We start from the raw sequence: 19,792 nt of genomic DNA, 5'->3' as shown, positions 1-19,792 counted from the left end.
AATGTGGGTAAGACTGGAAAAAACTTTTCATCAATACCTTTAATAGTTTTTTTATGCCTTAATTTTACACTCAAATTACCAATAAAAGATATGTCTTCTAAAATTACCATTTCCGATTTTAAGTATTTTCAAGAAAGCTTTTCTGGCGAACTTTATTTTGATAACTCATCGCTACACAATGCACAAAAAATGCTATATTCTACAGATGCTTCAGTGTATCAAGAAAAGCCCTTAGCAGTGGCTATTCCTAAAAACATAGCAGATATTAAAGCGTTGATTAAGCTTGCCAACGAGTTCAATGTTACATTGATACCTCGCTCGGCGGGTACTTCTTTGGCTGGGCAAGTAGTAGGAAAAGGTATCGTAGTGGATATTTCAAAATATTTTACCAATGTGTTGGAAATCAATCAAGAAGAACGTTGGGTGAGGGTTCAGCCTGGGGTAATCAGAGATGACTTAAACGTAATTTTAAAACCTTATGGCTTGCTTTTCGGTCCTGAAACATCTACCTCTAACAGAGCGATGATTGGAGGAATGATTGGGAATAATTCATGTGGGTTACATTCAATCGTATGGGGAACAACCCGCGACCACCTAATTTCAGCTAAAGTATTATTAAGTAATGGTTCAGAAGTAGAATTTGGAGAGTTGACCAAAGCTGAATTTTTTCAGAAAGTACAAACCAATACTTTAGAAGGTAAATTGTATGGAGAAATATTCCGCACCTTGAATAACCCATTTAATCAAGAAGCCATAGAGAAAGCGTATCCGAAGAAAACATTGAAACGCAGAAATACTGGCTATGCATTGGATATGCTAATGGAAAGCGAAATGTTTTTAGCAGGAAATAAGCAGGGCTTTAATTTCTGTAAATTATTGGCAGGTTCAGAAGGAACCCTTGCTTTTGTAACTGAAGCCAAGCTGAATTTATTGCCTTTGCCTCCGCAAGAAACTGCTTTGGTTTGTATCCATTGTAGTTCTATTCAAGATTCTTTACAGGCAAATTTAGTAGCGCTCGAACATCGACCAATGGCTTCTGAATTAGTTGATAAGTATATTTTAGATTTCACCAAAGGGCATCATTTGTATGAAAAGAACCGCTTTTTTATCGAAGGAGACCCTGCGGCTATTTTGATGGTGGAATTTATGGAAGAAAGTGATGACGCTTTGAACCTGAAAACCTCAGCACTTATTGAAGACTTAATAAAGGCAAATGTTGGTTATGCCTATCCCATTGTAAAAGGAGCAAATACCATTCCTGCTTGGGACGTTAGAAAAGCGGGGTTAGGATTAATCAGAAATCTTAAAGGCGATATTCAGCCCGTTAATTTAATTGAAGACTGTGCCGTTGCACCAGAAGACTTACCTGCCTATATCGCCGATTTACAAGACCTTCTCAAGAAACACGAAATCAATGCGTCTTATTATGCTCATGCTGGTGCTGGAGAATTGCACGTTGAACCAATGATTAATTTAAAAACGCAGGAAGGCAAATTATTATTCAGAACGGTTTTGAAAGAAACGGCTGAATTGGTGAAAAAATACAATGGCTCATTAAGTGGAGAGCATGGTGATGGACGATTGAGGGGTGAGTTTATTGAAAGTGTGTTGGGCAAAGAAGTATTTACTTTATTAAAAGAAGTAAAAACACTTTTTGACCCTAAAAGTATTTTCAATGCTAACAAAATTGTGAATACGCCTCCGATGAACCAATTCTTGCGGTATGAAGCAGGGAAACAGAATCCAAGTATTGAAACCTATTTTGATTTTTCTAACCAAGAAGGAATCCTTCGTTTAGCAGAAAAATGTTCTGGTTCTGGCGATTGTAGGAAGACAGAAGTAACGGGTGGAACAATGTGCCCTAGTTATATGGCTACGCGCATGGAAAAGGATACAACACGTGCCAGAGCCAATATTTTGCGTCAGTTTTTGACAAATTCAGAAAAAGAAAATCGTTTTGATCATCAAGAGGTGAAAGAGGTAATGGATTTGTGTTTGTCGTGCAAAGGCTGTAAATCTGAATGTCCTTCCAAAGTAGATGTTGGTAAAATGAAGGCTGAATTTCTACAACATTATTATGATGTACATGGTGTGCCTTTCCGTACAAAGATGATTGGAAATTTCACCAAATCGCAAGCGATGGCTTCAATGTTTCCATCATTGTATAATTTTATTATACAAACACCATTTACTGCTAATATTACGAAAAAGGTGTTAGGTTTTGCTCAGGAGAGGTCTATCCCCACCTTAGGAAAAACAACCTTGAGGGCTTGGGATAAAAAAAGACAACCACAGAATATTTCAGACCCCACTAAAAAAGTCTATCTGTTTTGTGACGAATTTACCAATTATAATGATGTTGAAATTGGGAAAAAGGCAATATCACTACTGACAAAATTGGGGTATGAGGTAATTCTTCCCGAACATTTGGAAAGTGGCAGAACCTATCTCTCAAAAGGATTAGTGAAAGAAGCTAAACAAATTGCTATTCAAAATGTTAAAACGCTTTCGGCTATTATCAACGAAAACACACCAATTTTGGGTATTGAGCCATCGGCTATTCTTACTTTACGAGATGAATACCTTGAATTAGTGCCTGCTGAATTATTGGCAGATGCTGAAAGAATAGCCAAAAATGCCTTTTTGATTGATGAGTTTTTAGCACACGAAATCGATAAAAAAGTACTGAGTAAATCGCTGTTTACGGATGAAAAAAGACTGATTAAATTACATGGACATTGCCATCAAAAGGCATTATCATCTTTAGTAGCTACTAAAAAGATGTTATCCTTACCCGAAAATTATGAAGTACAATTAATTCCCTCAGGCTGTTGCGGCATGGCAGGTTCTTTCGGGTATGAGGAGGAACACTATGAAGTGTCAATGAAAGTAGGAGAGTTAGTACTTTTCCCAACCATTAGAAAACAAGCGGATGATGTAATTATTGCCGCACCGGGCACTAGCTGTCGTCATCAGATAAAAGATGGAACTGGTAGAATAGCACAGCATCCAGTTGAGATTCTGTGGGAGGCGTTGGTGAAGTAATCATAGAGCCAACGTTGAAATTTATTCGACGTTGGCTTTATGATTTTTAAAGCTTAATAATTTTAAAAGTTGCCACTTGGGCTTCTTTCAGTACACGCAAGAAGTAAGTTCCTGCTGAAACTTTTGAAATATCGATTTGTTTTTGTTCTCCACTTAAAATTTGTTCTTGAATAATCTTCCCAGAAAAATCTACCAATTGAATACTTACCTCTTTATCGTTAGATTCAATATAAATCATGTTCGAGGTAGGATTTGGAAAAACATTTATCCCTAATTTCCCTAATTCTTCTAAGGCTGTCACTAATTCAATTTTTACTGTCGATGGACTCACCACCGTTCCTGTTCCACAAGTATTTACGTTCCCTACCGAAAACAGATGGAGAGAAGTATTAGCCAATGGATTTAAGGTTATACTATAATTAGTCTTTTCAGAATAGAATATTTTAGTGTTTAATTCATCACTACCAACTACAAAGGTAAAAGGTGGTGTACCTGTAAAAGTAAGATTGATTATTATAGGTTTATTTTCATTAAAATAATAAGATTCAGTATCAAATCGAGCCGTAATAGCTTCTAAAATTGTGATGGGAACATTAGAACTTGTTGCACTCGCATCACTATCACTAGCAAGTACTCTGATGTAGTATCCGTGCCCTAATGGCAAATCCATTGGGATTTTAGCCCTCAATGGGCTTGTATTCCCTTCGGTAATAAGGTTTTGATAATTTTTACCAGTACTATCAGAGATTTGAACAGTAAATTTATTTTGTGCTGAATAAGAACCTGTGGAAAAAAATGGAATACTTACTATCGCTCCTTGACAATAAGAAGTAGAAGTGGATAAAATATTAGAAAGACTGACCTGTTTATTAGCATAAGGATTGACAGTTACAGTAGCGCTTCCCTTGATTTTTCCAGGACCACAAACATTATTAATTGATTTTAACGTATAAGTAGTTGTATTGTTTGGAAAAACTAAAATAGAGCTTGGCCAATTGGAATTCAAATAGAAACTTCCTGATGTTCCATCGCTTAATTCAAAACTTACATCTTCCTTAGACCCGAAATTATTTTTATCTGGAATTGCCGAACCTTTATTATTTTTAAATAAAATATAAGCAGGGTTACCTTGATTGATAATAGGATTTCCCAAGATAGTAACATCAAGTAATTCTCTAAGGTTTATGTAGCTAACATCCTTCAATTGATAAGGATTACTACTTTCTATCTGTATTTTATAACTACCGCTTTTCAGTTGACTATTTGGCTGTATAACAATTTTTCCTGTTTTAGACGTCGTTAGTAATGTTGTAGCTACTCCATTATAATTAGTTGCGATTATTTTAAAAATATTGTCCGTACCAAATGTTCCTAAAGCCGTGATGTTAGCTTGAATATTTTTATCACTACAGAAAAGATTAGTATTCTCAAAAGTCATAGAAACAACTGGATTTACCGTAATCTTAACACTACCAGAAGCCTTACCTATACCGCATTCGTTAAATACAGATGTCAAAGTGTAAATAGTATTTTCAGTTGGTTTTTTAATTTCTTCTAAGGTCGTGCTACCATATGAGATTTCTCCGTTAGTTTTATTGTTTTTATCATCAATAATTAAATATCTTGCTACTCCATAATTTTCATATTTCAATTTTGTATAAAGAGTAATACTTTCACCTGCATTAATTGTTGCCTCAGAATTTCCATTACTCAATTTTAAAGTTAATTCTGGTGAATATTTTAACCTTAAGCCAACAGGTTCAGACTGTACTAAGTTATCACTACTAATAATACGGATATTATAATCCACGTCAGTATAGGATTCTGGAATAGAAATCAATGCAGGACTTTGTTTAACACCAAAAAGAATTGTGGTATAATTGGTGTCTCCAGGTTTTGCAATTTGTACAGAGAATGTTGTTGTACTATCAACTTTTCCAACAATATCAAAAGGAATTGGTATTTTAAAGTTTCTACAATAATACCCTGATATATTATTAGCATAGTTATAATATCTATTTATAATATTGTAGTTTTTTACTTTCACTGTAACAGTATTGTTTTCATCTATTTTCCCAATACCGCAAATATTGCTCAAAGACTTAACAGCAAAAGTTCCTGTTTGGGTAAATTGTCTAATAATAGTTGTAGAATAATCATAAAAACCAAGTCCGTAACTTTCATTTGTACCATCTGAATAAGCTACTTCTACATTTCCACCTCCTGATATTTTAATATCAATGGGAGCTATTTCCCCGAGTAGTATATTCTGTGAAGCACTATTTGATATTGATATGGTTGGAATATTCATAACCGCAATAGTCAGTTCGTTACTATAAAAGAAAGGATTGCTTGAAGATACTCTAAGCGAATACTTTCCATTTTTTACGTTTGAAGGAATCAATAGTTGAGTTTGATCAGCTTTTATTGTTCCTAAGTTTATTTTTGGTAAACTATTATTGTCTGGAATCAACTCTGCTGAATATTGATTATCCTGTTGGAAATTACCCTTGATAAGTAGATTTATATCAATTTTTTTTCCTGCACAAATTTCAATGGGCTGAAATTCATTGGTTGATAATTGTATAGAAAAATTATTATTTTCGACTATTACGGTTTTTTTATCAGGATTGATGCTTGAATTTGTGCCACAAATATTTTTAATGGAAGAAATCCAAATTTCTTCTGACTTAGGAAAGTAAACACGAGTAAAGCCAGTCATACCCCAAGTAACGTAATTGTGTTCAATTTTGTATTTTTGATTATTAGATAACGTTATTTCATAAGTTCCAGCACCGTTCAATAAAAGTTGGATACCTAAAGTTTGTGGAGAGGCTAAAGTTACTCCACTTAGATTGGTAATCAAGGCTGAAGGAAGGGATAAAACATAAATGGAATTTGGGCTGACTGAAACGTTTTTTAATTCATCCGTAGCAACACTAACATAAAAAGTATTATTGCTGAAACTTTCTGGTAGATTCATCGGTAGGATAAAAGAAGCAATATTCTCTCTGATAACCGTTCCAACTACATCTCTGTAAGGGAATCCATATATACTATCTACAATAAAAGGGTCATTTAAAAGTCTTACTTTTATCTTGCTACCAATTTTTATGGCTTTGTTACTAGAAAATTTAACTTCCACACTACTTCCTAAGCAATATTTTCCTGCTTTTAAAGAGTCTGTTTTAATACCATCATTTACAGTAACAAGTATAGATTTACTTCCTTTACCCACTCCGCATGAAGATGAAAATGATTTAATGCTATAGTGTGTTGTACTTTTGGGAGATACGCTTATGTAAGAATTTATAACATCATCAAGAACATCTGTTTTTTTGATGATTTGTCCATTATTCAATTCAATCAAAAAAGAACCATATCCCGAGATTGAATAGTTTAAGTTTTTTGTCTCACCAAAACTAATAGAAGTGCTTTCAGCAGTGAAATCTACTTTCAATTCATTATGGATTGAAATATAACTTTGAAAATAAGGAGATTCGATAGCAGGACCATTTGCTGTTATAATTTGAATATTATAAAACCCTATTGGAATAGCGTCTGAGATTGTAGTTGATAAAACGCCATTTGTTTCACTTGCTTCAAAGTCATAAAATTTTGAACCGTTAAATGACATATCTACCAACCTAATTCGGAATTTATTGTTTGCGTCCCAGTTTCCTGAAGTAGAATAGTAAATGTCTAATTTACCATTTTTGCAAACATGAAGATTTGAAAGTCCAGTTATTTGTAATCGTTTGTCTATAACAGTAATGTTTGTACCACCTTTTACTATTCCTTTTCCACACATATTCGAGGCTTCAATAATACTATATACGCCAGATTTGCTTGGATTTACATTAAATAGATTGTTGTCGGAGTTAGCATTAAAATAAGTTAAAGAGATTTTAGAACTATCACTAGTAAGCAGGTTCATAGGTGTTGAACCTGATAATTTAAGTCCTATTGAAACTGACTCGTAGGGGAAAAGGACTTTCTTTTGAATATTTGTAAATTCAACAACAGGTAAAGAGAATATAGCCTTGTATTGTAAGGTATTGCTGTTAACTTTAGGTGAAGATGTTACAACTCTAAAATCACTATTAAAATATCCGCTGTTACCATAAGTGTAATTAATAAGGCTTTCTGGCAAAGTAAAAATTAAAGTTCCTGAAGAGTCTATGGTATTTACACTTTTCCATGTGTTTTCACCATCATAGCTTGTTTTTACTTGAACTGTAAGTACATTGTTACTCGTAAAATTACCTGTTTTTGTGTATTTAATGAATGCTCTTTGTCCTATGCATAAGGTGTTGGACGATCCATATTCGTTATTAATAGAAGAAATTAAAATTGTTTGTGCTTGTAATTGAAAGGTGAAAAAACTAAGTAGTAGTAAATATTGAAGAGATCTAAACATAGGTAGTTTATATTATAGTGTTTAAATTTATATTTGACAAAAATATTTCATTTTAACTAAATATCCCATTTTGTTCTTTCTAGTATTAGACTTTTTTTTAAAAAAAATACTTGTATTTTGTGACATATAGTTCTACAGCTTAGTATCATATGCAAATAGATTTGGTTATGGCACTAAGTGAGAGTTGATTCTAGCCTATGCCTTTAATATATTTTTCTTTCGAAATCTTTCTTTTATTCTACAATTAGTATTACTCTTTGATAGCGAATCAATGCTGGTGTGCCTTTATCTTTCCCTTCAACAATAATATGAATGGTATGTCCGCTTTTGGCTGTTGCGGGAATGGTGATACTAGTAGCATTAGGCATCGTTGGTTCTATTTCTACTTTTTCAGGCGATGTTCCTGCTTCTAGATATTGCCAAAATTTAAAATCTACAGCATTGCCGTCTGGGTCAATAGCTGATGCTTCTAAGATGATTTTTGTGCTAGCTTTTACTTTTCTGAAATTGTTACCTTTTACGATAATTTTCGGAGCATGATTGGCTTCCTTAAATGATTTAATACACCAATCGGCTCTGGCAGCGAAGTCTAATTGCAAGGCTTCAATCCAACGTGTTTGCTGAAAAGAGGCATCATGTTTTTGGGTGAAAGGGTTAAAGTCCATTACCTGTTTGCCATCTTCCCAACGCAGAGGATTTGTTTTTGATTGAACCATTCTACCACCCCAACCCCCATATTCTGGATGGTCTTTGCTCATTAACCCTACGTCAAGTAATTGGAAATAAGCAGGAGAGTCACCTTCCGAAATAAAATCATATTGGGTCATTTTGTATTTCAGTGCATCTGTCATGTTTCCATGTGTATGTTCTTCATCTCCTGCTTGTTTTTGTCCATCACCCCAAGCGTAATATTTTGCCAGTAAAGGACCATGATGTTGGATGATGTTTTTCCCCATAAATTCACCTCTTAGAAATGGCTGTAATTCATTCGGAACTACTCTTGGCCAAGGATAAGCAAAACACCAAAACTGGTCAGAATTATAAAAAACCTTGATGTTTGGCCAGTTCGGGGCTACATATTTTTGATAAGTAGCGTCTTGGTCGAGCACGGCATAAATAATGGCTTTGTCGGATACTTTTTTATAAATGCTAGCCCACTGACGCGTATTTTTATAAGTATCTTCAATAGATTTCAAGGCACGTGCTACAGTATTGGTTCCTCCCCAGATTTGTAAATAAATGGGCTGAGGGTTGTTATCTAGCAATACTTTTTTAATCCATTCCGAACCCTCAGTATCTTTATTCATTTCACCTTCAAAATCAATATTGCCTACCTTTATTAATTTCCTTAAAGTATTAGCAGTTGGATAATACTTATCATGTTTTAATAAATTTGGCTGAACCTTTTCATATTCGTTTAGTAATTCTTGTATCCAACTAGTGCCTGCCCATCGTAAGTCAGTACGTTTGCCATATCTTTTAGCTGTATTTTCCATCTCAGACGTAAACGTTGTGCCTTTGCCATCGCCCTTATAATGCCACTGCGAGCTACTGTAAACCAGTCCTTCGATGTTGAATTCATTCGCATATAACAACATTCGGATGAAGGAATCAACATCATCTATTTCACCGTCGGTTGTAATGATAGTACGACTTTTTGTGTTTATATTGCTTTTTTGTGACCAAGCGTCTGAGGAAGTCTTTAAAATAAAAGAAAGACTCATTAAAAAGAAAAGAATTACTTTTGTTTTCATTTATTTTATGATTTTCTTGTAATTGTATGAATAATAGAAGATTTTATTGTTATTAATTTATTGTACGAAGGTAAATGTAAAATAAATATTTACGAATATTTTTTATATTTTTCTTTTATTTTTGTTTTATTTCATTTAGTTTTGTTTCAACAATCAAGAATATGTTGCCAAATCAGCGTAGAGAAAAGATTTTAGACCTCTTAAAAGAAGATGGTTTAGCCAAAGTAACCGATCTTGCCAGACTGTTTAAAGTCACAGAAGTGACTATTCGTCAGGATTTAGAGAAATTAGAAAAAGATGATTTAGTCATCAGAGAGCACGGTGGAGCTTATTTGAAAAATATTGAAGACCATGTTCGTGAATTTACTGTTGCACATAATGACCTAAATGTTCATCAAAAAGAAAAAATTGCGTTGAAATGCCTTGAGTTTATTTCAAGCGGTGATACCATAATTTTAGATTCAGGTTCTACAGTAACCGAAATAGCCAAAAAGCTGAAAGGCTTTCGAAACCTTACGGTAATAACCAATGCCTTGAACATTGCAATGATGCTAGGTACTGAGCCAGGAATAGAAGTAATTATGACTGGCGGAGAGTTTAAGCCACCTACTTTGTCGTTAACAGGACAAAAAGCTGCCGACTTTTTTAAAGGTATCAATGTACAAAAATTGTTTTTAGCCACAGCAGGAATATCCCTAAAAGCTGGTTTGACTTACCCAAGTATTAGTGATATTGTGGTGAAAAAAGCGATGATAGATGCAGCTGAGACTACCTACTTAGTGGCAGATTCTACCAAATTTGGGAAAAGTGCTTTTGCCAGTTTAGGAGCGTTATCATTGATTGATTACATCATTACCGATAATGAGATTAATCAAGAAGATAAATCACATTTTGAAAAGAACGAAATAGAAATAATAATTGCCGATTAGTTGAAAGATAGAATATGATGCCTTGAATTCTCGTGAATTCTTGATGGATGACGTATGACTTATCGAGTAGGCTAGTTGCATAACTGTAAGTCATCGCTATGGAAAAAAAAATCACATTGGGAATTATCATCGGAAACAGAGACTTCTTTCCTGATAGTTTAGTTGAAAAAGCTAGGGTAGAGGTAATAGAACTTTGTAACACACTCGGGATAAATCCTATTGTTTTAGACAGCAACACGACCAAATTAGGAGGAGTTGAAACTTTTCAGGAAGCTCAAAAATGTGCTAATCTTTTTAAACAACATGCCGAAGACATTATTGGCGTATGGGTAGTGCTACCAAACTTTGGTGATGAAAAAGGAGTAGCAGACAGTTTGAAGTTGGCAAATCTTAATGTACCTGTATTAGTACAGGCTTATCCAGATGATTTAGACAAATTGGATGTCGCTCGTAGAAGAGATGCTTGGTGTGGTAAGATTTCGGTATGTAACAACTTATACCAATACGGAATTAAATATACCCTGACCACCAAACACGTAGTTCGCCCTAATGATGAAGGATTTATAACAGACCTCAAAGCTTTTTTATCAGTATGTAAAGTAGTGAGAGGTTTAAAGAATGTACGTATAGGGGCTATCGGTGCCAGACCCGGAGCATTCAATACGGTAAGATATAGTGAGAAAATTTTACAAAGAAATGGTATTTCAGTCGTTACTTGTGACCTTTCAGAGATACTAGGTAACGCGAATAAACTAACCAAAGATGATGCCATTGTAAAAGACCGTCTGGATAAAATATTAGCTTATACGCCTATCGGCAAAACTCCTAATGAAGCCATGATTCAGATTGCAAAATTAGATGCAGTCTTGAATAATTTTATGTTAGAACATTCATTAGATGCTACTGCTATTCAATGTTGGACGTCCCTACAGAAAAATTATGGCTGTAACGTATGTACCAGTATGAGTATCATGAGCGAAAATATGTTGCCAAGTGCTTGTGAAGTAGATGTGACAGGTACGCTAAGTATGTATGCTATGCAATTGGCTTCAGGTTCACCGAGTGCTTTGGTTGACTGGAATAATAACTATGCTGATGATGACGAAAAGTGCGTTTTATTCCACTGTGGCAACTGGGCAAAGTCTTTCTTGCCTGATATTCAGATTAGTAATGCACCGATTTTGGGTACGTCGGTAGGAGTAGAGAATACTTATGGAGCATTGGACGGACGTACACCAGCCATGCCGTTGACCTACGGAAGAATCAGCACAGATGACCCTAAAGGTATCATTAAAGCATACATCGGTGAAGGGGAATTAACAGATGATGCGCTAAAAACATTTGGTAATAGAGCCGTTGCGCAAATCAATGATTTACAAGGATTGATGCAATATGTATGTAGAAATGGATTTGAACATCACGTAGTAATGAATGCCTCAAAAACTGCTGGAATTTTAAAAGAATCTCTCGGTAATTATATGGGCTGGGAAGTTTACGAACACCATTGAGGAGGGGAATAATTGTGAGTTAGTGAATGAATGAGTTGTGAGTTAGTGAATTGTGAGTGAGCGATTAATAAAAAATTGTTTTACCCACTAACTCACAACTCATTCATTCACAATTCACAACTATATCTTACGACAAATGTGGAGGAATAGTTGTGAATGAGTGAATTGTGAGTTAGCAATTAATAATAAATTGTTTTATTCACCCACAATTCACTAACTCACAACTCACTCATTCACTCACTTACAATTCACAATTATATCTTATGACAACCAAGGAATTACAACTAAAATCGGTTGAATATCGTAAAAAAATTCTTCAATACATTTATCAAGCCAAGGCAGGACATACGGGTGGGTCTCTTTCTTGCATTGATATTCTGAATGTATTGTATAATGATGTGCTGAAAGTGAGTCCCGAAAACTTTAAGTCGGCCCTTCGCGACAGGTATATTCAAAGCAAAGGTCATTGTGTGGAAGCTTTGTACGTAGTGTTAGCAGATAAAGGTTTTTTCCCAGAATCAGCGCTTGAAACACTTTGTCAATACAAGTCATATTACATTGGTCACCCTACTAAAAAAGTAAATGGTGTCGAACAAAATACTGGTGCTTTGGGGCATGGACTTTCAATGAGTTGCGGAAATGCCTTAGCTGCCAAATTAGATAATGCTGATTATAAGGTGTTTACTTTGTTAGGAGACGGAGAATTGCCAGAAGGAAGTAATTGGGAAGCCGCTCTTTCTGCTTCACACTATAAGCTAGATAATCTATGTGCTATTATAGATTTAAATGGTTTGCAAATTACAGCACCCACTAAAGAAGTATGTAATACAGAACCTTTGGATAAAAAGTTTGAAAGTTTCGGTTGGGCAGTACGCATTATCGACGGAAACGATATAGAAGCCTTGCAAGAAGCCTTTAATGCCTTGCCTTTTGAAATAGGAAAGCCAAGTGTAATTATCGCTCAAACGGTAAAAGGCAAAGGGGTAAGTTTTATGGAGAATAATTTGAAATGGCATCATGGTGTACCATCGCCAGAACAATATCAGCAAGCTATGGAGGAATTGACGACTGTTCAAGAAAGTCTTTTAGAAGTAGCTTAAAACCTTAAATCGCTTAAGAACTTGGGAGCAACGATTGATAACATCGCCACGACAGACAAAGCCAACTTGGATATTTTTTCAGAAGTACTCCAGACTTTGGCTGAAACCGACAAGAATTTATTGGTAGTAACCAGTGACTCAAGAGGTTCGGGAAAGTTAGTCCCTTTCGGACAAAAATATCCTCAGCAAATAGTAGAAGTAGGTATTGCCGAACAACATTTGGTGGGTATGGCAGCAGGATTGGCGTCGTCTGGCAAAAAAGTTTTTGCCGTTTCACCTGCTTGTTTCCTCACAGCCAGAGCTTTAGAACAAATCAAAAATGATGTTGCTTATTCTGACAATCCAGTCAAGCTTATCGGAATCAGTGCAGGCGTAAGTTACGGAGCCTTAGGAAGTACACACCATAGTTTGCATGACTACGCTGTGATGCGTGCTATCAATAACCTTACGATTGTAGCACCCGCCGATAATTTTGAAACGGCCGAGGCCATCAGACAAGCTGCCTCTATAGATACGCCATTTTATATTCGTTTTGGGAAGAAAGTAATGCCTCTTTTAAGTGAAACAAATACTGAATTTGAGTTTGGTAAAGGCAGAGTTATCAAAGAAGGAAAAGACGTCGTGCTGATTGCCACAGGCGAGACCGTATATCCTGCTTTGCAAGCAGCACAGGCATTAGCGAAAGACAATATAGATGTTGCCGTAATCAGTATGCACACAATTAAACCACTCGATACAGCACTTATAGCCAAATACGCAACGCAATGTAAGGCAATAGTGACGGTGGAGGAACACAGTATTTATGGAGGTTTGGGCGAAGCGTGTGCTTCATTTCTATTACAAAATCAATTTAATAAGCCTTTTAAAATCATAGGATTACCAGATGAATACACGGTAAGTGGCTCACAGAATGAGATTTTTAAGCACTATGGCATTTCAGAAGCTGGAATTATAAATGAGGCTTTGAAATTGTTAGCAAGTAATTAATTTTTTATTCATTAAAAGCATGTTTATATTATCAAACGATTTGCCAATCAAAATTAAAATTAAACTAGCGTAAGCATTTTACGAAATTCCGCTGTTTGAGCGAAGCGAGTCGGTTCGCCGATGCGATTCGGAATTTCTTGACTTTCTTTTGTTACTTTTCTTGCGTCAAGGCAAGAAAAGTAAGACGTAGCGAAAGGAAAGTTCTCTTTTGATACAGACCCAATAAATTTTAAAACATTCGCTTATACTATTCAAACAATGAAAATGCTTATTAAACATCTTTTTGTTTACGGTTTATTGTTCATTATTCATCATACTGTTCATGCTCAATCAACGGTTGAACAATGGGGAAGATTTGAATTAACTTTAAAGCATAAGTCGAATGGAAATGCTTTCACAGATGTAAACCTCAAAGCAACATTTATTACTAAAGATACTGCATATACAGTGGCAGGTTTTTATGATGGTAATGATACTTTTATTGTTCGTTTTATGCCATCTAAAACTGGAGTTTGGAAGTATGTTACCCAAAGTAATATTGCGGCGCTAAATAATAAAAAAGGGCAATTTGAATGCATCAAGGCTACCGGAGATAATCATGGAATAGTACAAGTGGCTGATGTTTATCATTTCAAATATGCTGATGGCAAAAGATATTACCCACTAGGAACAACATCTTACGCTTGGACACATATGTCGAATGAAGTGCAAGAAATGACACTTAGAACCCTGAAAAATACAGGGTTTAATAAAATTAGAATGGGGGTTTTTCCTAAAAATTATGATTTAGTCAAAGAAGAACCAACGCTTTATCCTTATGTAATTAAAGAAATAAAAAAGGATTCTACAGGCAAGGAAATAAAGGTATGGGATTATTCAACGTTTAATCCCGCATTCTTTCAACATTTGGAAAAAAGGATTGATAATCTACGTGACTTAGGCATACAGGCTGATTTAATTATTTTTCACCCATATGATAAAGGTCGGTGGGGATTTGATGAAATGCCTATGGAGGCGAATCTACAATATATTCAATATTTAACTGCCCGCTTGTCATCTTTTCAAAATATATGGTGGTCGTTAGCGAATGAATATGACTATGTGAAAAGTAAAACAGATGCAGATTGGCTTACGCTTACTAAAGCAGTTATAAAAAATGACCCATATCGACATTTATGTACTATTCATGGCAGCACAGCCAAATATTTCGACTATTGGCGACCAGAATTTACCCATGTGTCAGTACAAGACGAAGCTCCTGTGATGAACTGGGGAGCAGCATCTATTGCTAGAAATATATACAACAAGCCCGTTATTTATGATGAAGTAGGTTATGAAGGAAATCTGAAACACCGTTGGGGGCGTTATAGCGGAGAAGAAATGACTCACCTAATTTGGATGGGAGTAATCGGAGGAACCTATGTTACGCATGGCGAATCATATATGTTTAAAGACCTGAGAGATACCATTTTTTGGGCAAAAGGGGGTGAATTGAAAGGTACAAGCTGGAAAAGAGTAGGTTTTCTGAGAAAGATTTTAGAAGAAACAGATGGAGTGCTTGAGCCATCGGATATGAGCAGAGATGCTAAGACCACTACTACTGGAAAAGGCATTTACATTGTTTATCTAGGTAATGAAATAAATAATAAATGGTTGTTTAATCTGCCCCACAAGAATGCCAATTTTGAAAAGCGTCCTGTAAAGGGGAATCGTTATAAAGTAGAAATTATTGATACTTGGGACATGACCATCAAAGTAGTTCCAACAACTTTTGAGCTTTCAGAGGTGAATGATTACCGTTTCTATGACAAAGACATGAAACAGGTAAGAATTCCCTTAAAGCCATATTTAGCATTACGGATTACAGAAATTCCTAAACTATGAAAAATTATATATTTATATTATTGTTGTTTCTACTGGGTTGTCAGGAGAAAAATCCTTCGAATGGTCCTAAGAAAATGGCGATTGTGGTCTCGACACTCAATAATCCTTGGTTTGTCTTTCTGGCTGAAAACGCCGCTGCAAAAGCCAAAGAATTGGGTTATGAAACAAAAATATTTGATTCTCAGAACAATACTGCCCTAGAATCAGACCACTTTGAAAATGCCATTGTATCGGGTTATCAAGCGATTTTGTTTAATCCTACTGATGCCGATGGAAGTGTAGTGAATGTTCAAAAAGCCAAAGATGCTGGTATTCCTGTATTTTGTATGGACAGAGAAGTGAATTCTCCAGATGCGGCTACTTCACAAATTTTATCAGATAGTTTTTCTGGAAGTGTAGCCATTGCTAAATTTTTCGTTCAACAATTGCATAAAAAAGGCAATTATGTAGAACTGCTTGGTTTGGTAGGCGATAACAATACGTGGGCTCGTTCAAAGGGCTTTCATAGCTTAGTTGATAATTACCCCGAACTTAAAATGGTCGCTCAGCAAAGTGCCGATTTCGACCGTAACAAAGCGATGGAAGTGATGGAGTCTATTTTGCAAGCACAACCAAATATTGATGCGGTGTTTTGTGGAAACGATGCGATGGCCATGGGGGCATATCAGGCATTAGCAGGCGCAGGCAAGGCCAATAAAGTAAAAGTGTTTGGTTTTGATGGGGCAGACGATGTCGTTGCGGCCATAAAAGACGGAAAAGTGGCAGCCACAGGAATGCAATTCCCGAAAGTGATGGCACAAATGGCAGCCGTTTACGCAGATGAATATTTAAAGGGGAAAAGAGATTTTCCAGCTAAAATCCCAGTGGCAGTAGAATTAGTGACCAAAGATAATATCAGTCATTATACTGCTTTTGGTAAAAAGTAATTGAATTTTCAGAATAGTGAATATTATCAGCTATTCAGCCTCAGTAATCATTTAACCTTATCACTATGCGAATCGTCAAAATTGTTGTCGCTATCATTGCATTACTTTTTATTGGTTACCATTCTATCGAAATCAAAAAACTAGATGAGGTAAAAAGAGCCTCCGCTGAAAAATTTGATGCCTCAAGTTTTGCCCGTAATTTTTTACAAAAAACGCTTCCTCCAAGTTTTATTAAAGCACCCGATGTTGGTACGTTGTTAGAAGCCCTAAAAACAGCACCTAAAGAAGCATTTCAAAAGATGTCTAATGCGGTAGCCATCGGAAATATCAGGTATTTTTTAGTGAAAGGGCAAGGGCAAATCACAAAGATTCAGGATGATGAAGTACAGGTATTATTAACCAACAATAATCAACCTGTTAGCATAACACTTGCTACTGAATTTATTTATGGAAATGCCATTCGTGATGCAGCGGGCGTATTTGATATTAAGCCTTTTACGAATACTACAGACATCAATAATATTTCATCAGAGATTAATAAAATCATTAGAACCGAGCGAGTACCAGCTTTTAGAAAGCAAATCAAGGTAGGAGACGCTATTCAGTTTATAGGAGCTTTAGAAATAAATCAAGAATATATTAATCTTCAGCATCTTGAGATTTTGCCAATAGAATTTAACAAAATATAGAGTTCAATGACATTATCGGCCAAAAATATCACAAAAAGGTTCTCGGGTGTTACTGCACTTGATGCTGTTTGTATTGATTTGCAAGCAGGGAAAGTAAATGCTATCATCGGTGAAAACGGAGCAGGGAAGTCAACATTAATGAAGATTTTGAGCGGTGTTTATACAGAATACGAAGGCACGATTTATCTGCAAAATAAACCCGTAAAGTTTACCAATACCAAAGAAGCCGAAAATGCAGGCATTGCTATCATTCATCAGGAATTGAATATGATTCCTTACCTGAGTGTGGTAGAGAATATCTTTTTGGGCAGAGAAGTAATTAATGCTTTCGGACTGTTGGACAAAGCTTTTATGCTTAAAAAAACACAAGCCTTATTGCAAAAGCTCTGTCTGAATATCGACCCCAATACGCCTATCAGGAATCTTAAGGTTGGGCAACAACAGCTTATAGAGATAGCCAAAGCATTGTTGGTAGATGCCAAAGTAATTATCATGGACGAGCCCACGTCGGCCATTACGGGAGCAGAGGTTGATGTTTTGTTTAGAATAATAGATTCTTTAAAAGCAGAAGGTAAAGCCATTGCTTATATCTCACACAAACTGGACGAACTCTTTAAAATAGCTGATACTTACACTGTTTTGCGGGATGGGAAAAGTATTGAGTCGGGCGAAATGAGTGCCGTAACCCGCGACAATATCGTTTCAAAAATGGTAGGACGCGAATTGGTCATGATTCCCAAGAAAAAGCAAGATAGCAATAAAACAGAATTATTAAGGGTAAATCATTTAGGAATAAAACATGAGTCGTTTAAGAAAAATGATTTATTGAATGATATTTCTTTTGTATTGCATAAAGGTGAAATCTTGGGCATTTTCGGATTGATGGGAGCAGGTAGAACAGAATTGTTTGAAGCCATTTTTGGCTTAGCTCCCCGCAAAGTATCTGGCGAAGTATTGATGGAAGGCCAGCGACTCCATATTCACTCACCATCCGATGCCGTAAAAGCAGGTTTGGCATTAGTGAGCGAAGATAGAAAGAAAGATGGTATCGTTCCAGAGTTGAGCGTTAAACAAAATATTTGTATTACAACCCTGCCTGATTTATTAAGCAATGGGGTATTAGATAACAAGAAAGAAAATAATCTAGCAGATAAGTACATTCAAGAGCTTAGAATAAAAACATCATCTTCTGACCAGCTTATTAAAAACTTAAGCGGAGGCAATCAGCAAAAGGCTATCCTCGCCAAATGGTTAGCTACTAAACCAAAGGTGTTGTTGTTAGATGAACCCACGCGCGGAATAGACGTAAATGCCAAAGCAGAAATTTATAAGCTTATCAATCAACTAGCAGAATCGGGTTTGGGCATTATCATGATTTCATCTGAATTACCAGAAATTTTTGCGGTAAGCGACCGAGTGATTGTGCTAAGTGATGGAAAGGTAACAGGCGACTATGCCATTAATGATGCATCTGAAGAGATTTTATTAAAAGCAGCCATTGCCTAAGTAATAGTTGTGAATTGTGAGTGATGAATTGCGAATTGTCATTGCTTAATATACAAAAAGCCATAAACATGAATTTGATTATACAAAAAGAAAAATTGTACAAATTGCAATCGCTCATTGCCCTATTTGTACTATGTATTATTATCAGTATTTTATCAGATAAATTCCTGACGGTTGCTAATGGATGGAATGTATTAAGACAAATTTCTGTAAATATTTGTATTTCTGTCGGTATGACTTTGGTAGTACTTACGGCAGGGATAGACTTATCGGTTGGGTCTATTTTAGCATTATGTGGTGCCATTACAGCAGGTTTATTGAAAAATGGCATCGAGATTCCTTCTCAGAATATATTGATAAGTTTTACTTTATTAGGGGCTATTATTGTAGGCTTGTTTTTTGGGGGAGTCTTAGGTTTTTTTAACGGATGGGTTATTACCAAATTCAAAGTCCCTCCATTCGTGGCTACCTTAGCCATGCTTACGATGGCTCGTGGGCTTACCATGCTCTGGACGAAAGGTTTTCCTATCAGTAATTTAGGAGCAAAGTTCGATTATATTGGTACAGGATGGTTTTTAGGCGTACCTGTCCCTGTTTGGATAAGTATTTTTGTGATTATTGTAGCCTTGATTGTTACGACAAAAACACCCCTCGGGCGATATATTTACGCCATTGGAGGAAACGAAAATGCTGCCAGATTATCAGGCATTAAAATATATAAAATTAAGTTGATTGTTTATACCCTTGCTGGAGGTTTGGCTGCATTAGGAGGCTTGATGGTAACAGCCCGCCTAGATTCTGCCCAACCCAATGCAGGAACAGGATATGAATTGGATGCCATTGCGGCAGTAGTAATCGGTGGTACTTCTTTATCTGGGGGACGTGGCTCTATTTTAGGGACAGTCCTTGGGGCAATCATCATTGGGGTGCTCAATAACGGATTAGTATTGCTCAATGTATCGCCTTTCTGGCAACAAGTAGTAAAAGGAATGGTGATATTGTTAGCAGTAATCATCGACCGTGCAAATGCTAAAAACGACTAAC

At 35.9% G+C, this 19,792-nt stretch carries 12 protein-coding genes; 10 read left to right on the top strand and 2 right to left on the bottom strand.

Features of this window, described 5'->3' with window-relative positions; all coding sequences use genetic code 11:
* Positions 1-90: 90 nt before the first annotated feature.
* Complete coding sequence (locus J2Y60_RS16100; protein WP_309919975.1) at positions 91-3,045, top strand: FAD-linked oxidase C-terminal domain-containing protein; 2,955 nt, start codon at positions 91-93, stop codon at positions 3,043-3,045.
* A 46-nt stretch (positions 3,046-3,091) separates the two neighbouring features.
* Here J2Y60_RS16100 and J2Y60_RS16095 read toward each other — a convergent pair whose 3' ends face one another.
* Positions 3,092-7,465, bottom strand: a complete 4,374-nt coding sequence (locus J2Y60_RS16095) for a T9SS type A sorting domain-containing protein (RefSeq protein ID WP_309919973.1) — start codon at positions 7,463-7,465, stop codon at positions 3,092-3,094.
* Positions 7,466-7,698: 233 nt separating this feature from the next.
* Positions 7,699-9,219 (bottom strand): DUF1593 domain-containing protein, encoded by a 1,521-nt coding sequence (locus tag J2Y60_RS16090; RefSeq protein WP_309919971.1) that lies wholly within the window; start codon positions 9,217-9,219, stop codon positions 7,699-7,701.
* Positions 9,220-9,380: 161 nt separating this feature from the next.
* On the opposite strand from J2Y60_RS16090, the gene J2Y60_RS16085 reads away from it, so the two are divergent.
* From J2Y60_RS16085 to J2Y60_RS16045, 9 genes are all read left to right on the top strand, one after another.
* A complete protein-coding gene (locus tag J2Y60_RS16085) occupies positions 9,381-10,148 on the top strand; it encodes a DeoR/GlpR family DNA-binding transcription regulator (protein ID WP_309919969.1) in 768 nt (255 codons plus the stop codon).
* 98 nt (positions 10,149-10,246) lie between these two features.
* Complete coding sequence (locus J2Y60_RS16080; RefSeq protein ID WP_309919968.1) at positions 10,247-11,656, top strand: L-fucose/L-arabinose isomerase family protein; 1,410 nt, start codon at positions 10,247-10,249, stop codon at positions 11,654-11,656.
* 263 nt (positions 11,657-11,919) lie between these two features.
* Positions 11,920-12,756, top strand: a complete 837-nt coding sequence (locus J2Y60_RS16075; protein WP_309919966.1) for a transketolase — start codon at positions 11,920-11,922, stop codon at positions 12,754-12,756.
* 21 nt (positions 12,757-12,777) lie between these two features.
* Positions 12,778-13,743 (top strand): transketolase C-terminal domain-containing protein, encoded by a 966-nt coding sequence (locus tag J2Y60_RS16070; RefSeq protein ID WP_309919965.1) that lies wholly within the window; start codon positions 12,778-12,780, stop codon positions 13,741-13,743.
* 258 nt (positions 13,744-14,001) lie between these two features.
* Positions 14,002-15,627, top strand: coding sequence for a DUF5060 domain-containing protein (locus tag J2Y60_RS16065; protein WP_309919963.1), 1,626 nt, complete (start codon positions 14,002-14,004; stop codon positions 15,625-15,627).
* Positions 15,624-16,553 carry a D-ribose ABC transporter substrate-binding protein gene (locus J2Y60_RS16060; protein WP_309919961.1) on the top strand — a complete coding sequence of 310 codons (930 nt, stop codon included), beginning with the start codon at positions 15,624-15,626 and terminating at the stop codon, positions 16,551-16,553. The genes J2Y60_RS16065 and J2Y60_RS16060 overlap by 4 nt, the downstream gene beginning before the upstream one ends.
* A 65-nt stretch (positions 16,554-16,618) precedes the next feature.
* Positions 16,619-17,242 (top strand): DUF2291 domain-containing protein, encoded by a 624-nt coding sequence (locus J2Y60_RS16055; protein ID WP_309919959.1) that lies wholly within the window; start codon positions 16,619-16,621, stop codon positions 17,240-17,242.
* A 6-nt stretch (positions 17,243-17,248) separates the two neighbouring features.
* Positions 17,249-18,748 (top strand): sugar ABC transporter ATP-binding protein, encoded by a 1,500-nt coding sequence (locus J2Y60_RS16050; protein WP_309919957.1) that lies wholly within the window; start codon positions 17,249-17,251, stop codon positions 18,746-18,748.
* 68 nt (positions 18,749-18,816) lie between these two features.
* Positions 18,817-19,791, top strand: a complete 975-nt coding sequence (locus J2Y60_RS16045) for an ABC transporter permease subunit (protein ID WP_309919955.1) — start codon at positions 18,817-18,819, stop codon at positions 19,789-19,791.
* Position 19,792: the final 1 nt, after the last annotated feature.

The organism is Arcicella sp. BE140 (assembly GCF_031456255.1).
Lineage (GTDB): Bacteria > Bacteroidota > Bacteroidia > Cytophagales > Spirosomataceae > Arcicella > Arcicella aquatica.
Note: the sequence above shows the minus strand (reverse complement) of the source record. Positions and strands in the feature narration are given on the sequence as shown.

Coding starts and splice junctions, on each gene's coding strand:
- J2Y60_RS16100 (WP_309919975.1), top strand. CDS start 91: ATGTCTTCTAAAATTACCATTTCCGATTTTAAGTATTTTCAAGAAAGC.
- J2Y60_RS16095 (WP_309919973.1), bottom strand. CDS start 7,465: ATGTTTAGATCTCTTCAATATTTACTACTACTTAGTTTTTTCACCTTT.
- J2Y60_RS16090 (WP_309919971.1), bottom strand. CDS start 9,219: ATGAAAACAAAAGTAATTCTTTTCTTTTTAATGAGTCTTTCTTTTATT.
- J2Y60_RS16085 (WP_309919969.1), top strand. CDS start 9,381: ATGTTGCCAAATCAGCGTAGAGAAAAGATTTTAGACCTCTTAAAAGAA.
- J2Y60_RS16080 (WP_309919968.1), top strand. CDS start 10,247: ATGGAAAAAAAAATCACATTGGGAATTATCATCGGAAACAGAGACTTC.
- J2Y60_RS16075 (WP_309919966.1), top strand. CDS start 11,920: ATGACAACCAAGGAATTACAACTAAAATCGGTTGAATATCGTAAAAAA.
- J2Y60_RS16065 (WP_309919963.1), top strand. CDS start 14,002: ATGAAAATGCTTATTAAACATCTTTTTGTTTACGGTTTATTGTTCATT.
- J2Y60_RS16060 (WP_309919961.1), top strand. CDS start 15,624: ATGAAAAATTATATATTTATATTATTGTTGTTTCTACTGGGTTGTCAG.
- J2Y60_RS16055 (WP_309919959.1), top strand. CDS start 16,619: ATGCGAATCGTCAAAATTGTTGTCGCTATCATTGCATTACTTTTTATT.
- J2Y60_RS16050 (WP_309919957.1), top strand. CDS start 17,249: ATGACATTATCGGCCAAAAATATCACAAAAAGGTTCTCGGGTGTTACT.
- J2Y60_RS16045 (WP_309919955.1), top strand. CDS start 18,817: ATGAATTTGATTATACAAAAAGAAAAATTGTACAAATTGCAATCGCTC.